This is a genomic window from Streptomyces sp. AC1-42W, from assembly GCF_003248355.1.
Lineage (GTDB): Bacteria > Actinomycetota > Actinomycetes > Streptomycetales > Streptomycetaceae > Streptomyces.
The window spans coordinates 1,959,832-1,980,252 of sequence record NZ_QKWY01000002.1; the positions used below are offsets into that span (position 1 = coordinate 1,959,832).

At 72.8% G+C, this 20,421-nt stretch carries 14 protein-coding genes; 11 read left to right on the top strand and 3 right to left on the bottom strand.

Annotated elements, in window-relative coordinates:
- The first annotated feature begins 91 nt into the window (after positions 1-91).
- The 3 genes from DNK56_RS26890 (at position 92) to DNK56_RS26900 (ending at position 5,840) form a co-directional block, all read left to right on the top strand.
- Positions 92-2,314 (top strand): MMPL family transporter, encoded by a 2,223-nt coding sequence (locus DNK56_RS26890; RefSeq protein WP_111338387.1) that lies wholly within the window; start codon positions 92-94, stop codon positions 2,312-2,314.
- Positions 2,315-2,402: 88 nt separating this feature from the next.
- Positions 2,403-2,678 (top strand): hypothetical protein, encoded by a 276-nt coding sequence (locus tag DNK56_RS26895; RefSeq protein WP_241990097.1) that lies wholly within the window; start codon positions 2,403-2,405, stop codon positions 2,676-2,678.
- 75 nt (positions 2,679-2,753) lie between these two features.
- The gene (locus DNK56_RS26900) at positions 2,754-5,840 is read left to right on the top strand and encodes a helix-turn-helix transcriptional regulator (RefSeq protein WP_199563611.1); all 3,087 of its coding nucleotides are present in this window, start codon (positions 2,754-2,756) and stop codon (positions 5,838-5,840) included.
- Between the two features lie 57 nt (positions 5,841-5,897).
- On the opposite strand, the gene DNK56_RS26905 is transcribed toward DNK56_RS26900, so the two are convergent.
- Together DNK56_RS26905 and DNK56_RS26910 are read right to left on the bottom strand one after the other, a co-directional pair.
- Entirely contained in the window at positions 5,898-7,094 is a 1,197-nt protein-coding gene (locus DNK56_RS26905) for a PQQ-dependent sugar dehydrogenase (RefSeq protein WP_111339632.1), read from the bottom strand.
- 189 nt (positions 7,095-7,283) lie between these two features.
- Positions 7,284-8,240 carry an aldo/keto reductase gene (locus DNK56_RS26910; protein ID WP_199563694.1) on the bottom strand — a complete coding sequence of 319 codons (957 nt, stop codon included), beginning with the start codon at positions 8,238-8,240 and terminating at the stop codon, positions 7,284-7,286.
- A 111-nt stretch (positions 8,241-8,351) separates the two neighbouring features.
- Here DNK56_RS26910 and DNK56_RS26915 point away from each other — a divergent pair, with 111 nt between their 5' ends.
- From DNK56_RS26915 to DNK56_RS26950, 8 genes are all read left to right on the top strand, one after another.
- Complete coding sequence (locus DNK56_RS26915; RefSeq protein WP_111338389.1) at positions 8,352-9,314, top strand: 2-hydroxyacid dehydrogenase; 963 nt, start codon at positions 8,352-8,354, stop codon at positions 9,312-9,314.
- 282 nt (positions 9,315-9,596) lie between these two features.
- Complete coding sequence (locus DNK56_RS26920; RefSeq protein ID WP_111338390.1) at positions 9,597-12,440, top strand: putative bifunctional diguanylate cyclase/phosphodiesterase; 2,844 nt, start codon at positions 9,597-9,599, stop codon at positions 12,438-12,440.
- Between the two features lie 213 nt (positions 12,441-12,653).
- A complete protein-coding gene (locus tag DNK56_RS26925) occupies positions 12,654-14,510 on the top strand; it encodes an acetolactate synthase large subunit (protein ID WP_111338391.1) in 1,857 nt (618 codons plus the stop codon).
- 23 nt (positions 14,511-14,533) lie between these two features.
- Entirely contained in the window at positions 14,534-15,061 is a 528-nt protein-coding gene (gene ilvN / locus DNK56_RS26930) for an acetolactate synthase small subunit (RefSeq protein ID WP_111338392.1), read from the top strand.
- A gap of 107 nt (positions 15,062-15,168) precedes the next feature.
- Positions 15,169-16,170 carry a ketol-acid reductoisomerase gene (gene ilvC, locus DNK56_RS26935; RefSeq protein WP_111338393.1) on the top strand — a complete coding sequence of 334 codons (1,002 nt, stop codon included), beginning with the start codon at positions 15,169-15,171 and terminating at the stop codon, positions 16,168-16,170.
- 267 nt (positions 16,171-16,437) lie between these two features.
- Entirely contained in the window at positions 16,438-18,030 is a 1,593-nt protein-coding gene (gene serA / locus DNK56_RS26940) for a phosphoglycerate dehydrogenase (protein ID WP_111338394.1), read from the top strand.
- A gap of 80 nt (positions 18,031-18,110) precedes the next feature.
- Positions 18,111-18,716: a TetR/AcrR family transcriptional regulator gene (locus DNK56_RS26945; RefSeq protein ID WP_111338395.1), complete on the top strand. Its 606-nt coding sequence runs from the start codon at positions 18,111-18,113 to the stop codon at positions 18,714-18,716.
- The gene (locus DNK56_RS26950) at positions 18,713-19,201 is read left to right on the top strand and encodes a hypothetical protein (RefSeq protein ID WP_111338396.1); all 489 of its coding nucleotides are present in this window, start codon (positions 18,713-18,715) and stop codon (positions 19,199-19,201) included. The genes DNK56_RS26945 and DNK56_RS26950 overlap by 4 nt, the downstream gene beginning before the upstream one ends.
- Here the strand turns inward: DNK56_RS26950 and DNK56_RS26955 are convergent.
- Positions 19,140-20,285, bottom strand: coding sequence for a PucR family transcriptional regulator (locus DNK56_RS26955; RefSeq protein WP_111338397.1), 1,146 nt, complete (start codon positions 20,283-20,285; stop codon positions 19,140-19,142). The two genes, DNK56_RS26950 and DNK56_RS26955, sit on opposite strands and share 62 nt — an antisense overlap.
- Between the last annotated feature and the right edge of the window lie 136 nt (positions 20,286-20,421).

The following is a 20,421-nucleotide window of genomic DNA, read 5'->3' on the forward strand; positions in this document are numbered from 1 at the left end:
TGCGAGAGTGGCGGTCTCAGGTCATGCGTTCTCCCGCGGGCGGCAGTGCCGGTCGCCGGGAAGACCACGAACCCGCAGGGAGCGTGTCCTCTTGGCTGCCATCGCCCGCTGGTGCGTCACGCACCGCCTCATCGCCGTACTGATCTGGCTGCTCGCCCTCGGGGGCACGGCCGCCGCGGCCGGGTTCGCGGGGTCCGCGTACTCCAACGACTACGAGGCGCCGGGCACCGAGTCGGGCCGCGCCGCCGAACTGCTCAAGAGCGGCTTCACCGACCTCGGCGGCGACACGGACACCATCGTCTGGCACACCGAGGACTCCACGGTCCGGGCCACCGACGTCGAGCAGAAGATGACCCGCACCCTGCACGCCGTCGAACGGCTGCCCGGCGTCGGGGCGGTGGCCGGGCCCTATACGGAGACCGGCGCCGCGCAGATCAGCGCCGACGGGCACACCGCGTACGCCACCGTCACCTTCGACCAGCGCGCCGACGACGTGCCGGTGGCCCAGGCGCAGGCGGTCGTGGACACCGCGAAGGCGGCCGAGAGCCCGCATCTGCGCGTCGAACTGGGCGGTTCGGCCGTCGCGCTCACCGAAGCCCCGGCCGCCCACCTCAGCGAGATCATCGGGGTCGCCGTCGCGGCCGTCGTGCTCTTCGTCGCCTTCGGCTCCCTCGCCGCCAGCATGCTGCCCATCGCCACCGCGCTCGTCTCGGTCGGCACGGCGTACGCGGGCATCGTGCTGCTCGGCCATCTGATGACCGTCGCCGACTTCGCGCCCATGCTCGGCATGCTCATCGGCCTCGGCGTCGGCATCGACTACGCCCTGTTCATCGTCACCCGGCACCGCAGAGGACTGCGGCGCGGCATGACCGTGCCCGAGGCCGCGCAGCACGCGGTGGCCACGACCGGCCGGGCCGTCGTCTTCGCCGGCGCCACCGTCTGCATCGCGCTGCTCGGCATGCTGATCCTGCGGCTCAGCTTCCTCAACGGCGTCGCCATCGCCGCCTCGCTGACCGTCGTGCTGACCGTGGCCGCCTCGGTGACCCTGCTGCCGGCCCTGCTGTCGCTCATCGGCCTGCGCGCGCTCAGCCGGCGCGAGCGCGCCCGGCTGGCCGCGCACGGGCCGCAGCCCGAATCACCCACCGGCTTCGCCGCCCGCTGGTCCGCCTTCGTCGAACGGCACCCCAAGCTGCTCGGCTCGCTGGCCGCCGTCGTGATGCTGGCCCTCGCGCTGCCCACCTTCTCGCTCCACCTCGGCACCTCCGACCAGGGCAACAACGCGGAGTCCAGCACCACCCGGCAGGCGTACGACCTGCTCGCCGACGGCTTCGGCCCCGGCGTCAACGGACCGCTCACCGTCGCCGCCCACCTGGACGGCGCCGACGACCGGCTCGCGATGGACGCCCTGCCCGCCACCCTGCGCGCCGTCGACGGGGTGGCGCGGGTCGACCCGGTCACCTACAACGCCGCCGGCGACACCGCCTTCGTCACCGTCGTCCCCGACTCGTCCCCGCAGTCCCGCGACACCAGCGACCTGGTCGAACGGCTGCGCGCCGACATCCTGCCGAAGGCGGCCGACAACACCTCGCTGGAGACCCACGTCGGCGGGGTCACCGCCAGCTACGACGACTTCGCCCAGGTCGTCATCGGCAAGCTGCCGCTGTTCGTCGGCGTCGTCGTCGGACTCGGCTGCCTGCTCCTGCTGCTGGCCTTCCGGTCCATCGGCATCCCGCTCAAGGCGGCGGCCATGAACATCGCGGCGGTCGCCGCGTCCTTCGGCGTCGTCGTCGCGATCTTCCAGTGGGGCTGGGGCAGCGAACTGCTCGGGCTGGGCAGCGCGGGCCCCATCGAACCCTTCCTCCCGGTGATCATGGTCTCGGTGCTCTTCGGCCTCTCCATGGACTACCAGGTCTTCCTGGTCGGCCGGATGTACGAGGAGTGGCTGGAGACCCGGGACAACCGGCGCGCGGTCCGGGTTGGCCTCGCCGAGACCAGCCGGGTGATCAACTCCGCCGCCGTCATCATGATCTCGGTGTTCCTCGCCTTCGTCCTCAGCGGCGACCGGGTCATCGCGATGTTCGGCATCGCCCTGGCGGCGGCCGTCGCCCTGGACGCCTTCGTCCTGCGCACCCTGCTCGTCCCGGCCCTGATGCACCTGCTGGGCGGCGCCAACTGGTGGCTGCCCCGCTGGCTGGACCGCCGGCTGCCCCGTCTGTCCGTCGAACCGCCCGACCACCCGGTGGCCCCCGTACCGGCACCGGGCCGGGGTACGTACGCGGACGAGCCGGCCGGGGCGGTCCGCGAGAGCGTCTAAGGCATCTCCGGGTGGTTTCACCGGGCCCCTGCGGTGGTACGCCGCCGCGTCTAAGGCCCCCCTGCGGCACAGATGCGGAAGACGCCCGATGCGGCGCACCCCCCTGGGGAACGAGAGTGGTGGCACGGCGGAGGAACCGCCGCCACCGAGGCCCGAAGGGCCCGTCACCCAGGGGGACACCACCATGTACGAGTTCGAACTCCACAAGATCCTGCACGCCGAACTGCTGCGCCGCGCCGACCTCCGGCGCCTCGCCGATGAGGCCCGCCGCTCCCGCCGCTTCGCCCGCCGCAGCGGACGCCAGGAACCCGGAAGGACGGTGAGCAGCGGCGGCGTACGGGACCGGTTCACGCCCGCCGCGTAGGGGGCGGCGGTGAACCGGAGCCGGGGGCCGCGTGGTCCCCGGCACATTCCGCCCGCACTGTCGGACCCGTGTGCGATGCTCGGCGGCGTGGAGACCAGGTCAGTCAGCCCCGTGTTCGTCGGCCGCACCGGCGAACTCAACTCGCTCACCGGCGCGCTCACCCGCGCCACCACCGAACCCTCCGGCGCCGCCGGGGGGTTCTGCGGTGAACCGCAGGCCCTGCTCATCGGCGGCGAGGCCGGAGTCGGCAAGACCCGCCTCGTCGAGGAGTTCCTCGCCGTCGCCGCCCGCCGGGACGCCGTCGTCGCCGTCGGCGGCTGCGTCGAGATCGGCGCCGACGGCCTGCCCTACGCCCCCTTCTCCACCGCCCTGCGCGCCCTGCGCCGCGCCCTGCCCGACGAGATGGCCGCCGCCTGCGCCGGCCAGGAGGGCGAACTGGCCCGGCTGCTGCCCGAACTCGGCGAAGCCGGCCGCGACGGCTCCGACGAGCACGGCACCGCCCGCCTCTTCGAACTCACCGTCCGGCTGCTGGAGCGCATCTCCGCCGACCGGGCCGTGGTGCTCGTCCTGGAGGACCTGCACTGGGCGGACTCCTCCACCCGCCACCTCCTCGCCTACCTCTTCCGCACCCTGCGCGGCGGCCGCCTCGTCGTCGTCGGCACCTACCGCGCCGACGACATCCACCGCCGCCACCCGCTGCGCCCCCTCCTCGCCGAGATCGACCGGCTGCGCACCGTCCGCCGCATCGAACTCGCCCGGTTCACCCGCTCCGAGGTGCGCCGCCAGCTCGCCGGCATCCTCGCCGACACCCCCGACCCCGCCCTGGTGGACGAGATATTCCAGCGCTCCGACGGCAACGCCTTCTTCGTCGAGGAACTGGCCTGCATCCTGGAGTGCGGCGACGGGGACGGCGACGGACTGCCCGACTCGCTGCGCGACCTCCTTCTCGTCCGCGTCGAAACCCTCTCCGACGACGCCCAGAAGGTCGCCAGGATCGTCGCCGAGGGCGGCTCCGCCGTCGAGTACGAACTGCTCGCCGCCGTCGCCGGCCTCGCCGAGGACGACCTCATCGAGGCCCTGCGCACCGCCGTCGGCGCCAACCTGCTGCTCACCACGCCCGACGGCGACGGCTACCGCTTCCGCCACTCCCTGGTCCGCGAGGCCGTCAGCGACGACCTGCTCCCCGGCGAACGCTCCCGCCTCAACCGCCGCTACGCCGAGGCACTGGAGGCCGACCCGGCCCTCGTCGGCGAGAGCGAGCGCGCCACCCGGCTCGCCAGCTACTGGTACGGGGCGCACGACCCGGCCAAGGCGCTGCCCGCCGTCCTCAAGGCATCCGTCGAGGCCCGCCGCCGCAACGCCTACGCCGAACAACTGCGCCTGCTCGAACGGGCGCTGGAGCTGTGGGACGACGCGCCGTGCGCCGTGCGCCGCACCCTGCGCCCCATCGACTACGCCGAGGTCTACCCCACCTGCGGCCGCGACGACACCTCCCCGCTGCGCTATCTCGACCTGATGGCCGAGGCCACCGTCGCCGCCCGCCTCGGCGGCGAGCGCGAACGGGCCTTCGCCATCTGCAAGAAGGCGCTGCGCATCCTGGCCGGCGAGGACGACTCCCTGCGCGCCGCCTGGTTCTGGGTGCAGCGCTCCCGCCTCGTCCAGGACCTCACCCGCGGCGACGGCTGGGAGGAGCTGGCCACCGCCGAACGCCTGGTCCGGGGCCTGCCGCCGTCGGCGGTGCACGCGGACGTGCTGATGATGGTGGCCGGCTGGGGCGCCCTGCACCGCCCCGGCGCCGACACCCTGGCCGCCGCCGAGCGGGCCGTGGAGTACGCCCAGCTGGTCGGCGACGAGTACATCGAACTGCACGCCCGGCTCACCCGCGGCTGGCTCAACGCGGACGCCGGCGCCGTCGACGAGGGCATCGCCGAGATGTACGCCGTCCGCGACCGGGCCGACGAGCTGGGCCTCATCGACATCATGGGCCGGGCCGGCATCAACCTGCCCTCCACCCTGGAGGCGATGGGCCGCTCCCCGGAGGCCGTCGCCGCCGCCGACCACGGCATCCGCATCTGCCACGAGCACGGCGTCGCGGACATGGAGGCGTGGGTCCGCACCAACCAGGCCATGTCGCTGTTCTCGCTGGGCCGCTGGGACGAGGCCGTCGCCACCACCGAAGCCGCCGCCCGCAAGTCCCTCTCCCGCAAGTCCCAGGGCCTGGTCGCCGCCCGCCGCACCGAGATGGCCCTGGTCCGCGGCGACCTCGCCGAGGCCGAACGGCAACTCGCCCTGACCCGGCGCTGCTTCGGCTCCAGCGACCCCCAGCCCCAGCACTTCATCAACCCCGTGCGGCACGCCATCCAGCTCGCCGTGCAGCGGGGCCGGCTCACCGAGGCGCGCGCCGCCTTCGAGGCCCAGGCCGCCGAGGGCTTCCCGACCGGCACCCAGCGCTACGCCTTCCCCATGCTGCACGCCGTCGCGGCGGCCGAGGCCGACGCCCGGGGACTGCCCGCCACCGAACCGGGCCTCCCCGCCGTCCTCGACCTCGTCCGCGCCCAGCTCAAGCGGCTGCCCACCCTCGTCCCCGTCTGGGCCGCCCATGTGCCGCTGATCGACGCCGAACTGGCCAGGGCCGAGGGCACCGACACCCCCGGCCACTGGGAGGAGGCCGCCCAAGCGTTCGCCCCGCTGCGACGCCCGTACGAGCTGGCGCAGATCCACCACCGCTGGGCGGAGGCCCTGCTCACCGCCTCCGGGGACCGGGCCACCGCCACCCGGCTGCTGCGCGAGGCGCACACCACCGCCGTACGGCTGGGGGCCCGCCCGCTCACCGAGACCATCGAGCTGCTGGCCGGCCGGGCCCGCATCGCCCTCACCGGCACGCGGGCATGCGCCGAAGGAGCCCCCGCCGACAAGGCCACGGCAGACAAGGCGACCGCCGCCGTGGAGTCCTTCGGGCTCACCCCGCGCGAGCAGGACGTGCACCGGCTGGTGGCCGCCGGGCTCACCAACCGCCGCATCGCCGAGGAGCTGTACATCTCGCCCAAGACCGCGAGCGTGCACGTCTCCAACATCCTGGCCAAGCTGGGCGTCGCCGGCCGCGGCGAGGCCGCCGCCCTGGCCCACCGGCTGCGCCTCTACCCGGCACCGGAGTCCCGGTGAGGCGCCCCGGCCGGGCAGAGCGCCGGCCGGGGCGCCTCACCGGGCAGGGCAATACAGCTAGCGCACCCGGAGCAGCAGGATGCGGTCGTCGCCGGGCTTCGGGGAGCCCCGGCCGTCCGTCTCGCTGGTGACCAGCCACATCCGGTCGCCGCCCGCCGCCAGGACCGTGCGCAGCCGACCGTACTCGCCCTTCAGGAACGCCTGCGGGGCGGCCAGCGGCTCCTGCGCGGCGCCGCCCTCGCGGGACAGCGGAATCCGCCACAGCCGCTCGCCCCGCAGCCCGGCCATCCACAGGGAGCCCTTGACGTACGCGAGGCCGCTCGGCGACGCCTCGGAGGTCTTCCACTGGGCGACCGGGTCGTGGAAGCCCTTCTCGTGCGCCACGCCCTCGGCGTCCGGCCAGCCGTAGTCGCCGCCCGGCTCGATGAGGTTCAGCTCGTCCCAGGTGTCCTGGCCGAACTCGGAGGCCCACAGCCGCTTGTCCGCGTCCCAGGCGAGCCCCTGCACATTGCGGTGCCCGTACGAATACACCACGGAGTCGGCCTTCGGATTGCCGTGCAGCGGCTCCCCGTCCGGCGTCATCCGCAGGATCTTCCCGGCCAGCGAGTCCTCGTCCCGGGCGCGGTCGCCGTCGCCCGTCTCGCCGGTGCCCGCGTACAGCATGCCGTCCGGGCCGAAGGCGATCCGGCCGCCGTTGTGGATCGCGCCCTTGGGGATGCCCCGCAGGATCGTGTCCGGGGCGCCGAGCGACTGCCCCGGCGTGGAGGCGTTCTCGTCGTAGATCATGCGGGCGATGCGGTTGTCGGACGCGGTGGTGAAGTACGCGTACACCAGATGGTCCGAGCCGAAGTCGGGGGAGACGGCGATGCCGAGCAGCCCGCCCTCGCCCTCCGGCGCGACTCCGGGCACCGCGCCGATGAGCTTCTTCTCGCCGCTCTCGGCGTCGACACGGGTGATCGTCCCCTTGTCGCGGGAGCCGACCAGGAGGTCGCCGCCGGGCAGCGCGGCCAGCCCCCACGGGGAGTTCAGCCCCTCGGTGACCGTGGACACCAGCTCGACCGCGCCCTTGGCCGGCGGCAGGCCCGCCGGGGTGCGCGAGACGGAGGGCGACGGCGAAGCCGACGCGTCGGGGGAGGGAGAGGCACTGGGGGAGTGCGCGGGGGAACGCGCGCCCTGGCCCGCCGAACTCTCCATGCCCTCCTGCGAGGTGCACCCCGCGGCCAGCAGCAGCGCACCGGCCGCCGCCACCGCCACCGCGCCCCGCCGGGCCCCCCGCCGCGCCACCCGGCCGCCTCCGCCGGGGCCCGTCCGGCGCCCCACCGGCTCCTGCACTGATCCGAACACCGTACCGATCCCTTCAACGGCCGTCTGTCCCCTGTTCTTACACCGCGTCCCACCCCGAACCGGGCCGCTTTCCCACATCGGCGACCGGCGCGGCGGTGATCAGTCCCAGGACTCCTGCGGCGCCGGCAGCCGGTCCAGCTCCGCCAGGTCGCGTGCGGTCAGCGCCAGCCCGGCCGCGCCCGCGTTCTCCACCGCCCACCGCTCCCGCTTGGTGCCCGGCACCGGCACCACCTGGGGGCCCTGGTGCAGCACCCAGGCCAGCGCCACCTGCGCGGGCGTCGCCCCGTGCCGTTCGGCGACCCGGCGCAGCCCCACCACCAGCGGCTGGTTCGCCGCCATCACCTCGGCGGTGAACCGGGGGTGCCGGGCGCGCAGATCCTCCGGCTCGAATCCCTGACCGGGCGTCAGCGTCCCCGTCAGGAAACCGCTGCCCAGCGGCATCGCGGCCAGGAAGCCCACGCCCCGGTCGGCGCACCACGGCAGCAGCGACTCCAGCGCCTGCGGCGACCACACCGACAGCTCCGCCTGCACCGCGCTGACCGGGAAGACCTGCTGCACCCGCTCCAGCTGACGGATCGTTCCGTCATGCGTGCGCGCCCCCGGCCGGCGGGCCGCCCGCGCCCCGACCGCGCACAGCCCCAGCGCCCGGACCTTGCCCGCGCCCACCAGCTCCGCCATCGCGCCCCAGGTCTCCTCGACGGGTACCTCCGGGTCGGCGCGGTGCAGCTGGTACAGATCGATCACATCGGTCTGCAGCCGCCGCAGCGAGGCATCGCAGGCCCGCCGCACATAGCCGGGCCTGCCGTTGGCCACGATGTGCTGATCACCCACCAGCAGACCGCACTTGGTGGACACGAACGCCTGCTCGCGCCGCCCCTTCAGGGCCCGCCCCACCAGCAGCTCATTGGTGAACGGGCCGTACATGTCGGCGGTGTCGAGCAGATCGACCCCCGCGTCGAGCGCCGCGTGCACCGCCCGCAGCGCGCGGTCCCCGCGCTGCTGGGACGCGCTGTACGCCCAGTTCATCGGCATGCAGCCGAGCCCGACCGCCCCCACGGCGAGCGCCGCCGCACCCAGACTCCTGCGCTCCAACTCCCGTAACCCTTCCTCGCACCGCCCCCAAAGCTAACCTCTGCGTCCCCGTGACCTTCGCATAGCCTCCTGGCCATGACTTCCACCACGCATTCCGCCCCCGCCCCCGAGGTCTGGCTGCCGCTGCGCGCGGACGAGATCGAGGGGCTGCCCGAGGGCCTGACGTACCACTTCTGGGACGGCGCGCCGGAGTACCCGGCCGACCCCGCCGACTGCGCCTACTACGTCGTCCCCTACATGAAGAGCCTGGAGGTCGCGATCCGGCCGCTGCCGCTGATGAGCGGGGTCCGGGTCGTGCAGACGCTCTCGGCCGGCATCGACCACGTCGAGCCCGCCCTCGACCGGCTGCCCGCCGGCGTACGGCTGTGCAACGCCAAGGGCGTCCACGAGGCGTCCACCGCCGAGCTGACCCTCGCGCTGATCCTGGCCTCGCTGCGCGGGTTCCCCGGCTTCGTGCACGGCCAGGACGAGGAGGAGTGGCGGTCCGGCTTCTACCCGGCGCTCGCCGACAAGTCCGTACTCATCGTGGGCTACGGGTCGATCGGCGCGGCCATCGACGACCGGCTCGCGCCCTTCGAGTGCGCGCGGGTCGCACGCGTCGCGCGCTCCGCCCGGACAACCGCACGCGGCCCCGTACACGCGATCGAGGATCTGCCGGCCCTGCTGCCCGAGGCGGACGTGGTCGTCCTGGCCACCCCGCTGAACCCCTCCACACAGGGCCTGGCGGGCGCGGACTTCCTCGCGGCGATGCGCGACGGGGCCCTCCTGGTCAACGTCGCCCGGGGCCCCGTCGTCGACACCGGGGCTCTGCTGTCCGAACTCAGGTCCGGCCGGCTGCACGCCGCCCTCGACGTCACCGACCCGGAACCGCTGCCCGCCGGCCACCCCCTCTGGCATGCTCCGAACGTCCTGATCACCCCGCACGTCGGCGGCAGCACCTCCGCGTACCTGCCGCGCGCCAAGCGGCTGATCGCCGGACAGCTCACCCGCTTCGCCGCGGGCCGGCCGCTGGACAACGTCGTCCGCACCACCGGCTGACCACGCACCGAGCACACCCGGCCGCACCCCGTGTTCACGACCGCCCCGATCAGTCACGGAGCGTAGAGAAGCTATGTCCCTGAGTGACGAGTCTGGTGTATCGTCCCGAAAGGGGTGCTGCGCCGTGGCAGGGACGGCGCCGGGGAGCCAGCCACACGCGAGGGGGCGACGGGCGATGGACGGCCGATGGGCGAACGACCGGACACGGCGCGAGGGACGGCTGCGGTCGCAGGGCCCTGTGAGCGCCCGCCGCAACCGGCCGGAAGCCGGGGGAGGGCCGCGGTGAGCGCCCCGGCGAGCACCCGCGGAGCGCTCCTCGCCCGGCAGTTCCGGGCGGGACGGTCCTCCGCGCTGCTCCCGCAGTCCGTCCTCGGCCTCGTCTGCGGCGGCTACGCCGTGGGCGCGGCCACCGGCTGGGGCTCCGAGCGACTGGCCCTGATCATGGGCGACTTCGGCCTCGCCGCCGCCGCCCTCGCCGCCGCCGTCTCCTGCTTCCTCTTCGCCCGCGCCGCCGACATCCGGTTCCGGCCGGCCTGGCTGCTGTTCTCGCTCTCCTCGCTGATGGCCGCCTGCGGCAACGCCGTCTGGGGCTGGTACGAGTGCGTGCGCGACGTCCCGGTCCCCAGCCCCTCCCCGGCCGACGTCTTCTTCCTCTGCTTCGCGCCGCCCGCCATCGTCGGCCTGCTGGTCCTCGCCAAGCGGCCCGTCACCCGCGCCGGCTGGGTCTGCCTGGCCCTGGACTCCTGGCTGATCGGCGGCTCGCTCCTCACCCTGTCCTGGAGCCTGGCCCTCGCCCACACCGCGCACGTCGCGGACGCCGAGGGCGACAGCGTGGCCCGCGCCGCGCTCACCCTGGCCTATCCGCTGCTCGACATCGTGCTCGTCTCCATGGTGCTCGCCCTGCACTTCCGGCGCACCAGCGTCAACCGCGCCGCCGTGAACACCGCCATCGCCGCGCTCGCCCTGACCGTCCTGTGCGACGCCCTGTTCACCTCGCCGCTGCTGCGCCAGACCTACCATTCCGGCCAGTTGCTCGACGCCGGCTGGTTCGCCGGCTCGCTGCTGCTGGCCTACGCCCCCTGGGGCGCCGCGCGCCACGCGGACCCCGCGGTCCCCGGCGAGGACCCGGAGTCCCCGCGCACCACCAGCCGCCCCATCGCGGGCTCGCTGGCCGCCCTCACCCCGTACCTCGCCGCCGCCGTCTGCACGCTCGGCATCCTGTACAACGTCATCGAGGGCCGCCGGGTGGACCGCGTCGTCGTCCTCACCGGATGCACGGTGGTGCTCGCGCTCGTCGTCCGGCAGGGCATCATGCTCGTCGACAACATCGCCCTCACCCAGGAACTGGCCCAGAAGGAGAACCACTTCCGCTCCCTGGTGCAGGGCTCCAGCGACGTCATCATGATCGCCGCCCCCAGCGGGGTCCTGCGCTACGTCAGCCCCGCCGCCGCCGGGGTCTACGGGCGCGACGCGGACGAGCTGGTCGGCGCCGAGCTGTCCTCGATCATCCACCCCGACGACCTGGGCCGGGTCGTCCACGAGGTGCGCCGGTTCCTCGCCGCCCCGCCCGGCGAGGAACCCACCACGCGCATCGAGTGCCGCTTCCGCTCCGGCTCCGGCGACTGGCTCAACGTCGAGTCCACCATCAACCGCCACCAGGGCGGCCTGATCCTCAACAGCCGGGACGTCACCGAACGGGTCCGCCTCCAGGCCCAGTTGCAGCACAACGCGGAGCACGACCCGCTCACCGACCTGCCCAACCGCGCCCTGTTCACCGCACGGGTGCGCCAGGCCCTGGCCGGCCGCCGCGCCGGGGACGCGGGCACCGCCGTGCTCTTCATCGACCTCGACGGCTTCAAGGCGGCCAACGACCGCCTCGGCCACCAGGCGGGCGACGAACTGCTCGTCCAGGCCGCCCGCCGCCTCCAGGAGTCCGTCCGGGCCGGGGACACCGCCGCCCGCCTCGGCGGCGACGAGTTCGCCGCCCTCATCACCGGCGACGGCGGCCGGGAGCAGGACGCCCGCGAGTTCCAGGTGCACGAGATCGCCGACCGGCTGCGCCTCACGCTCTCCGAGCCGTACCGCATCGGCGACGGCGAGGTCCGGGTCACCGCCTCCATCGGCGTCGCCTTCGCCGAGCCCGGCATCACCCCCAACGACCTCATGCGCAACGCGGACCTCGCCATGTACCGCGCCAAGGCCGGCGGCAAGAACCGCGTCCAGCTCTACGCCCCGCAGATGCAGGCCGACGTGGTCCGCCGCTCCGAGCTGGCGACCCGGCTGCGCGGCGCCCTGCGCGACGGCGAGTTCGCCCTGCTCCACCAGCCCGTGGTGCATCTGGCCACCGGCACGATCGCGGCCGTCGCCGCCCAGGCCCGCTGGCGCTCCGCCCAGGGCATCCTGTTCACCCCCGCCGAGTTCCTGCGCATCGCCGAGGACGGCGACCGCAGCGCCGAGCTGGGCCGCTGGCTCCTGGAGGAGGCCGTCGAGCAGGCCGCCGACCGCGCCGGGGCGGGCCACCAGGCGCCCGTGTGCGTCCGCCTCCCGGCCCGCAGACTCCTCGACCGGGGATTCCCGGCCGGCTCCGTCGAGGCGCTGCTCACACGCCACGGGCTGCCGTCCGCCGCGCTCATGATCGAGATCGCCGACAGCGATCCGCGGGTCCCCTTCGAGGAGCTGGAGCAGCGCCTGGCCGCCCTGCGCCGGCTGGGCGTACGGATCGCGCTCGACGGCTTCGGCAGCGGTTACGCCGCGATCAACGCCCTGCGCCGGCTCCCGATCGACGTGCTGAAACTGGACCGGGGCCTGGTCGAGGGCGTGGTCGAGTCGGCCCGGCTGCACAAGATCACCAGCGGGCTGCTGAGGATCGCCTGCGACCTCGGGATGCAGTCCGTCGCCGACGGCGTGGACGTGCCGGAGCAGGTCCTCGCGCTGCGCGCCATGGGCTGCACCCACGGCCAGGGTGCCGCCTTCTCCGGACCCCTCGACGAATACCGGCTGCGCCGCGTGCTGGCCCGCGGCACCTTCCCGGTCCCCGGCGCGGTGCCCGCGCAGCCGGTCCTCGCGGGCGGCTCGCTCCCCTCGCTCACCGGCTCACATGGTGAGACACCTGTCCCACCCACTTGACACCCCGCGTGCGTCGGAGAGAGGGTCAATGCCATGCGCACCCGAATTCTCGTACTTGGAAAGCGCGTCGGCTGAAGCAGGGTTCCTCCATGACACCCTGCGGACCGCACCGGCGCGCTCCCCTCGCTTGCCTCACGGCACGAGGGGTTTTTTGTTGCACCGGACCAGGCAAAACGTCGTAAAACACTCGCAAAACTCAGCTTCGAGAAGAGAATGCCGATGACCGAGCAGGCCACAGGGGCCCACCATCCCCAGCCGCGGGCCCGTACCGGCGGATCGCCCTCCGCCTCCGTCGAACACGTCACGGGCGCGCAGTCCCTCATTCGCTCCCTCGAGGAGGTGGGGGCCGACACGGTATTCGGCATTCCCGGCGGCGCCATCCTTCCGGCGTACGACCCGATGATGGACTCGAAGCGCGTCCGCCACGTCCTGGTCCGCCACGAGCAGGGGGCCGGCCACGCCGCCACCGGCTACGCACAGGCCACCGGCCGGGTCGGTGTCTGCATGGCCACCTCCGGCCCCGGCGCCACCAACCTGGTCACCCCGATCGCCGACGCCTACCTGGACTCGGTGCCGATCGTCGCCATCACCGGCCAGGTGGCCTCCGCCGCCATCGGCACGGACGCCTTCCAGGAGGCGGACATCTGCGGCATCACGATGCCGATCACGAAGCACAACTTCCTGGTCACCAAGGCCGAGGACATCCCGCACACCATCGCCGAGGCGTTCCACATCGCCGCCACCGGCCGTCCCGGCCCGGTCCTGGTCGACATCGCCAAGGACGCCCTCCAGGCGAAGACCACCTTCAGCTGGCCGCCGGTCATGGACCTGCCCGGCTACCGCCCGGTGACCAAGCCGCACGCCAAGCAGATCCGCGAGGCCGCCAAGCTCATCGTCCAGGCCAGGCGCCCGGTGCTCTACGTGGGCGGCGGCGTCATGAAAGCCGGGGCCACCGCCGAACTCAAGGTGCTGGCCGAGCTGACCGGAGCGCCCGTCACCACCACCCTGATGGCGCTCGGCTCCTTCCCCGACAGCCACCCGCTGCACGTGGGGATGCCCGGAATGCACGGTGCGGTCACCGCCGTCACCGCGCTCCAGAAGGCCGACCTGATCGTCGCCCTCGGCGCCCGCTTCGACGACCGCGTCACCGGCAAGCTGGACAGCTTCGCCCCGTACGCCAAGGTCGTCCACGCCGACATCGACCCGGCGGAGATCGGCAAGAACCGCGCCGCCGACGTCCCGATCGTCGGGGACGCCCGCGAGGTCATCGCCGACCTCGTCCAGGCGGTCCAGGCCGAGCACACCGAGGGCAACACCGGTGACTACAGCTCGTGGTGGAAGGACCTCAACCGCTGGCGCGAGACCTACCCGCTCGGCTACGACCTGCCGGAGGACGGCAGCCTCTCGCCGCAGCAGGTCATCCAGCGCATCGGCGAACTGGCCCCGCCGGACACGATCTTCGCCGCGGGCGTCGGCCAGCACCAGATGTGGGCCTCGCACTTCATCCAGTACGAGCAGCCCGCCACCTGGCTGAACTCCGGCGGCGCCGGGACCATGGGCTACGCGGTGCCCGCCGCGATGGGCGCCAAAGCCGGCATGCCGGACCGCACGGTCTGGGCGATCGACGGCGACGGCTGCTTCCAGATGACCAATCAGGAACTGACCACCTGCGCCCTGAACAACATCCCGGTCAAGATCGCCATCATCAACAACGGCGCGCTCGGGATGGTCCGCCAGTGGCAGACCCTGTTCTACAACCAGCGGTACTCCAACACCGTGCTGCACTCCGGCGCCGACACCGACGGCAACGCGGCGAAGGGCACCCGCGTGCCCGACTTCGTGAAGCTCTCCGAGGCCATGGGCTGCTACGCGATCCGCTGCGAGGACCCGGCCGACCTGGACAAGGTCATCGCCGAGGCCAACGCGATCAACGACCGCCCGGTCGTCATCGACTTCATCGTCCACGAGGACGCCATGGTGTGGCCGATGGTCGCCGCCGGCACCTCCAACGACGAGGTCATGGCCGCGCGCGGCGTCCGCCCCGACTTCGGCGACAACGAAGACGACTGAGAGACAGAGAGAGACCGACTTCCATGTCCGAAAAGCACACACTCTCCGTCCTGGTCGAGAACAAGCCCGGCGTCCTGGCCCGGATCACCGCCCTGTTCTCCCGCCGCGGCTTCAACATCGACTCGCTCGCGGTCGGCACCACCGAACACCCCGACATCTCCCGCATCACCATCGTCGTGAATGTCGAGGACCTGCCCCTGGAGCAGGTGACCAAACAGCTCAACAAGCTGGTCAACGTCCTGAAGATCGTCGAACTCGAGCCCACCGCTGCGATCCAGCGCGAGCTCGTCCTGGTGAAGGTCCGCGCCGACAACGAGACCCGCTCCCAGATCGTCGAGATCGTCCAGCTGTTCCGCGCCAAGACCGTGGACGTCTCGCCCGAGGCCGTCACGATCGAGGCCACCGGCGGAGCCGACAAGCTGGAGGCGATGCTCAAGATGCTGGAGCAGTACGGCATCAAGGAGCTCGTCCAGTCCGGAACCATCGCCATAGGGCGTGGCGCGCGTTCGATCACCGACCGCTCGCTGCGCGCCCTGGACCGTACGGCGTAACCCCCTCCGGGCCCGCCGCGCCGCTCGTATGGCGAGACCCCGAAACGTATCTGACGCACCCCGCCGTACGGTGGGACGCAACACCTGCACACCAAGGAGAAGACCCAGTGGCCGAGCTGTTCTACGACGACGATGCCGACCTGTCCATCATCCAGGGCCGCAAGGTCGCGGTCATCGGCTACGGCAGCCAGGGCCACGCCCACGCGCTGTCGCTGCGTGACTCGGGTGTCGACGTCCGTGTCGGTCTGCACGAGGGTTCCAAGTCCAAGGCGAAGGCCGAGGAGCAGGGCCTGCGCGTGGTGACCCCGGCCGAGGCCGCCGCCGAGGCCGACGTCATCATGATCCTCGTCCCGGACCCGATCCAGGCCCAGGTCTACGAGGAGTCCATCAAGGACAACCTCAAGAAGGGCGACGCGCTGTTCTTCGGCCACGGCCTGAACATCCGCTTCGACTTCATCAAGCCGCCGGCCGACGTGGACGTCTGCATGGTCGCCCCCAAGGGCCCGGGCCACCTGGTCCGCCGCCAGTACGAGGAGGGCCGCGGCGTCCCGTGCATCGTGGCCGTCGAGCAGGACGCCTCGGGCAACGGCCTGGCGCTCGCCCTGTCGTACGCCAAGGGCATCGGAGGCACCCGCGCCGGCGTCATCAAGACGACCTTCACCGAGGAGACCGAGACCGACCTCTTCGGCGAGCAGGCCGTTCTCTGCGGTGGCACCGCCGCCCTGGTCAAGGCCGGTTTCGAGACCCTGACCGAGGCCGGCTACCAGCCGGAGATCGCCTACTTCGAGTGCCTGCACGAGCTGAAGCTCATCGTCGACCTCATGTACGAGGGCGGCCTGGAGAAGATGCGCTGGTCCATCTCGGAGACCGCCGAGTGGGGCGACTACGTCACCGGCCCGCGCATCATCACGGACGCCACCAAGGCCGAGATGAAGAAGGTCCTCGCGGAGATCCAGGACGGCACCTTCGCCAAGAACTGGATGGCCGAGTACCACAACGGCCTGCCCAAGTACAACGAGTACAAGAAGGCCGACGCGGACCACCTGCTGGAGACCACGGGCCGTGAGCTGCGCAAGCTCATGAGCTGGGTCAACGACGAGGACGCGTAACACCCCGGTCCCGGGGGGACGGGTCACGGCCCGTCCCCCCGGCACCACCCACCCACCGCTGGAAGAGGCGGCCTCGTACGCGCGTACCCGTCGCCGGGTCTCGTGCGGGTGATCTTTTCGCGGAGCGCGGACGGCGTCCCCGCGCAGGACTACACTGCTCCACATACACGCGTCAGGCCCACAGTGTCGTGCGTCTTCCACGCGGCAAGCCCCTCCACGCCTGCGGCCGTCGGGACGGCCGTCCGCACTGGATCTGTGAGGACTCACGTGAGCTCGAAACCTGTCGTACTCATCGCTGAAGAGCTGTCGCCCGCCACGGTGGACGCCCTGGGCCCGGACTTCGAGATCCGGCACTGCAACGGCGCGGACCGCGCCGAGCTCCTCCCCGCCATCGCCGACGTCGACGCCATCCTGGTGCGCTCCGCCACCAAGGTCGACGCCGAGGCCATCGCCGCCGCGCAGAAGCTCAAGGTCGTCGCCCGGGCCGGCGTCGGTCTGGACAACGTGGACGTCTCCGCCGCCACCAAGGCCGGCGTCATGGTCGTGAACGCCCCGACCTCCAACATCGTCACCGCCGCCGAGCTGGCCTGCGGTCTGCTGGTGGCCACCGCGCGCCACATCCCGCAGGCCAACACCGCCCTCAAGAACGGCGAGTGGAAGCGCTCGAAGTACACCGGCGTCGAGCTGAGCGAGAAGACCCTCGGCGTCGTCGGCCTCGGCCGCATCGGCGTCCTGGTCGCCCAGCGCATGTCCGCCTTCGGCATGAAGATCGTCGCCTACGACCCCTACGTGCAGCCCGCGCGCGCCGCGCAGATGGGCGTCAAGCTCCTCTCGCTGGACGAGCTGCTGGAGGTCGCCGACTTCATCACGGTGCACCTGCCCAAGACCCCCGAGACGCTCGGCCTCATCGGCGACGAGGCGCTGCACAAGGTGAAGCCCACCGTGCGCATCGTCAACGCCGCGCGCGGCGGCATCGTGGACGAGGAGGCGCTGGCCTCCGCGCTCAAGGAGGGCCGCGTCGCCGGCGCCGGTCTCGACGTGTACGCGAAGGAGCCCTGCACGGACTCCCCGCTGTTCCAGTTCGACCAGGTCGTCTGCACCCCGCACCTCGGCGCCTCCACCGACGAGGCGCAGGAGAAGGCCGGCATCGCCGTCGCCAAGTCGGTGCGCCTCGCGCTCGCCGGTGAGCTCGTGCCGGACGCGGTCAACGTCCAGGGCGGTGTGATCGCCGAGGACGTGCGCCCCGGTCTGCCGCTCGCCGAGAAGCTGGGCCGCATCTTCACCGCGCTGGCCGGCGAGGTGGCCGCCCGCCTCGACGTCGAGGTGTACGGCGAGATCACCCAGCACGACGTCAAGGTGCTCGAACTCTCCGCGCTCAAGGGCGTGTTCGAGGACGTCGTCGACGAGACCGTCTCCTATGTGAACGCCCCGCTGTTCGCCCAGGAGCGCGGCGTCGAGGTCCGCCTCACCACCAGCTCCGAGTCGGCCGAGCACCGCAACGTGGTCATCGTCCGGGGCACCCTGGCCGACGGCCAGGAGGTCTCCGTCTCCGGCACGCTGGCCGGCCCCAAGCACCTCCAGAAGATCGTCGCCATCGGTGAGCACGACGTGGACCTGGCCCTCGCCGACCACATGCTCGTCCTGCGCTACGAGGACCGCCCCGGCGTCGTCGGCACGGTGGGCCGCATCCTCGGCGAGGCCGGCCTGAACATCGCGGGCATGCAGGTCTCCCGCGCCGACGTGGGCGGCGAGGCGCTGGTCGTCCTCACCGTCGACGACGACGTCCCGGCGGCCGTGCTGGCCGAGATCTCCTCGGAGATCGGCGCCGCGTCGGCCCGCTCGGTGAACCTCGCCGGCTGACCTCTGCCCCTGGGCAGCCCGTACCCGGTATGTAGACATCCGTCTTACACAAATGTCTGCATGCCGGGTACGCTGCTGTCATGGGACATCGTGAGGATCTACTCGAAGGCGCCAAGCGCTGCCTGCTGGAGAAGGGGTACGCGCGCACCACGGCGCGCGACATCGTGGCCGCCTCGGGCACGAACCTCGCCTCCATCGGCTACCACTACGGCTCCAAGGAGGCGCTCCTCAACCTCGCCTTCATCAAGGTGACCGAGGAGTGGGGCGAGACCCTCACCCGGAGCGGCGACGAGGACGCGGCGGAGCCGGAGATCCCCGCCGCGCCGCTCGACCAGTTCCGCGAGACCTGGGAGCGGGTGATCGGGAGCTACGAGCAGACCCGCGCCGTCTGGCAGCTCCAGATGGAGGTCATCTCCCGCATCGACTCCGACCCCGAACTCCAGAAGGCCCTGGCCGGACCCCAGCGCGCCGGACGCGACGGGCTCGCCGAGACCATGATGGGCATCGACCCCGAGACCGAGCCGGAGAAGGCCCGCGTGGCCGGACTCTTCTGCCAGGCGCTGCTCGCCGGGGTGATGGTCCAGTGGCTGATGGACGCCGATTCGGCACCGTCCGCCCAGGACCTGACGGACGGCCTCAAGGCGGTCCTGGAGGGCCGCCCGCCGGCCCCCGGGGCCGCACGATGACCGCCCGGTCCGGCGAACCCTTCGACCCCGCGCGCGCCGTCGCCGACGTGGAGGCACTGCTCGCCGCCCCCCTCCCGGCCACCGGCCCCACCGCCGCCGAGGGCGACCCGGACACGGGGGAGTGGCGGGCCACCACCGGCGAGGGCTTCCGGATCGTCCCGCTCTGGGAGTCCCCGGACGAAGGGGACGACGTGGACGACGAGGACGCGGTGGAGGAGGCGGCCGAGGCCCGGCTCGCCGCCCTCGTCGCGGAACTGGAGACCCGCTGGGGCCCGCACCACGCGGTCGCCGTCCATGTCGCGCTGCTCCTGCGCCAGGAGGGCGCGTCGGTGCCGCCGCTGTTCGAGGCCCTGCTGGACGAGGACTGCTACGGGGACCTGGCGGTCTGGGGCCCGCTGCCCGGACGGGGCCGCCATGTCGGGTTCAGTGCAGCCGGGCCGCCTTCAGAGCCATGTGCAGCAGCAGCCGGTCCTCGCCGTCGTTGAGGTCGAGGCCGGTGAGCTGCTGGACCCGGGAGAGGCGGTAGTACAGCGTCTGGCGGTGGATGCCCAGCTCGGCGGCGGTCCGGGACGCCTGGCCCGCGCAGTCCAGGAACACTTCCGCGGTGCGGGCGAGGTCCCGCTGCGCCGGGGTCAGCAGTGGGCGCACCGCCGGGTCCGGCAGGACGTCCGGGTCGAGCGCGGTCAGCGTCCGGTACGGGCCGATGGCCGACCAGTCGGCGACCGGGCCGAACCGGGCCTCGGCGGCCGCCGCGCGGGCCGCCGCCGACGCCTCGTGCCAGGCGTCGGCCAGCTCCGCGAGGCCCCGGCGGGGGACCGCGATCCCGGCGGTGGCGGCCGTTCCGGCGTCGGCGCGCAGCCGGCCGGCGGCGCTCAGCGCGGGGTCCAGCACCTCGGGGGAGCGCAGCCGGATGAGCGCGGCGAGCGCGGGCGGCCCGGAGCGGCCGGCCGGCGGTGCCCCGGTGAGCGCCGCGGCCGAGGGGACCGTGCGCACGGCGGGCGCGCCGTCCGTCCAGGGGGCCACGCACACCACGGTGTGCAGCCCCTGTGCGTCGGGGCCGAGCGCCTCGGCGAGGGCGGCCACCGCCATGTCCCGCTGCCAGCCGCGCCCGGCGGTCAGGACCGCGCCGAACTCCCTGGACAGGTCGGTGCCCGCCCGCTCCTCGTCGGCGAGCAGCGCGCCGATCCGGGCGGCCACCTCCATCGCGGCGTCGAGCTGCCGGTCGGTCGGTCCGGGGTCGGCGCCCAGCAGCCACACGTAACCGAGCACGACACCCCGATGGCGTACCGGCAGGCAGATGCGGTCGCGGTAGACGCCGGCCTCGGGGGTGGCGGGGATGCGGACCGGGCCGGTGGCGCGGGTGATGCCGAAGTTCTCGAACCAGGCGCGGACCGCCGGGGTGGAGCGGCGGGTGAGGATCGAGCGGGTGCGGACGGGGTCCATGGCCGTGGTGTCGTCGCTGTCGTGGGCCCCGAAGGCGACCAGGCCGAAGTCCCGGTTCTCCAGCGTCGCGGGGACGCCGAGCAGTGCCGAGATCTCGTCCACCAGCTCCTGGTAATCGCCCTTCACCCGGCCATTCTCGCACCCCCTTCAGACATATGTCTGAGATCCAGTCCACGGATGTGTGGCAGCTGTCGATGGAAGTGCGGGGAGGCGATGCCTAGATTTCACGGTGGTTCTCCGCGCTGTACCGCTTATGTTCGTT

What these genes read in the sequence shown, in the direction of transcription:
- DNK56_RS26895 (WP_241990097.1), top strand. Translation starts at nt 2,403, where the DNA reads ATGCGGCGCACCCCCCTGGGGAACGAGAGTGGTGGCACGGCGGAGGAA.
- DNK56_RS26945 (WP_111338395.1), top strand. Translation starts at nt 18,111, where the DNA reads ATGGGACATCGTGAGGATCTACTCGAAGGCGCCAAGCGCTGCCTGCTG.
- ilvN (WP_111338392.1), top strand. Translation starts at nt 14,534, where the DNA reads ATGTCCGAAAAGCACACACTCTCCGTCCTGGTCGAGAACAAGCCCGGC.
- DNK56_RS26915 (WP_111338389.1), top strand. Translation starts at nt 8,352, where the DNA reads ATGACTTCCACCACGCATTCCGCCCCCGCCCCCGAGGTCTGGCTGCCG.
- DNK56_RS26950 (WP_111338396.1), top strand. Translation starts at nt 18,713, where the DNA reads ATGACCGCCCGGTCCGGCGAACCCTTCGACCCCGCGCGCGCCGTCGCC.
- DNK56_RS26925 (WP_111338391.1), top strand. Translation starts at nt 12,654, where the DNA reads ATGCCGATGACCGAGCAGGCCACAGGGGCCCACCATCCCCAGCCGCGG.
- DNK56_RS26900 (WP_199563611.1), top strand. Translation starts at nt 2,754, where the DNA reads ATGCTCGGCGGCGTGGAGACCAGGTCAGTCAGCCCCGTGTTCGTCGGC.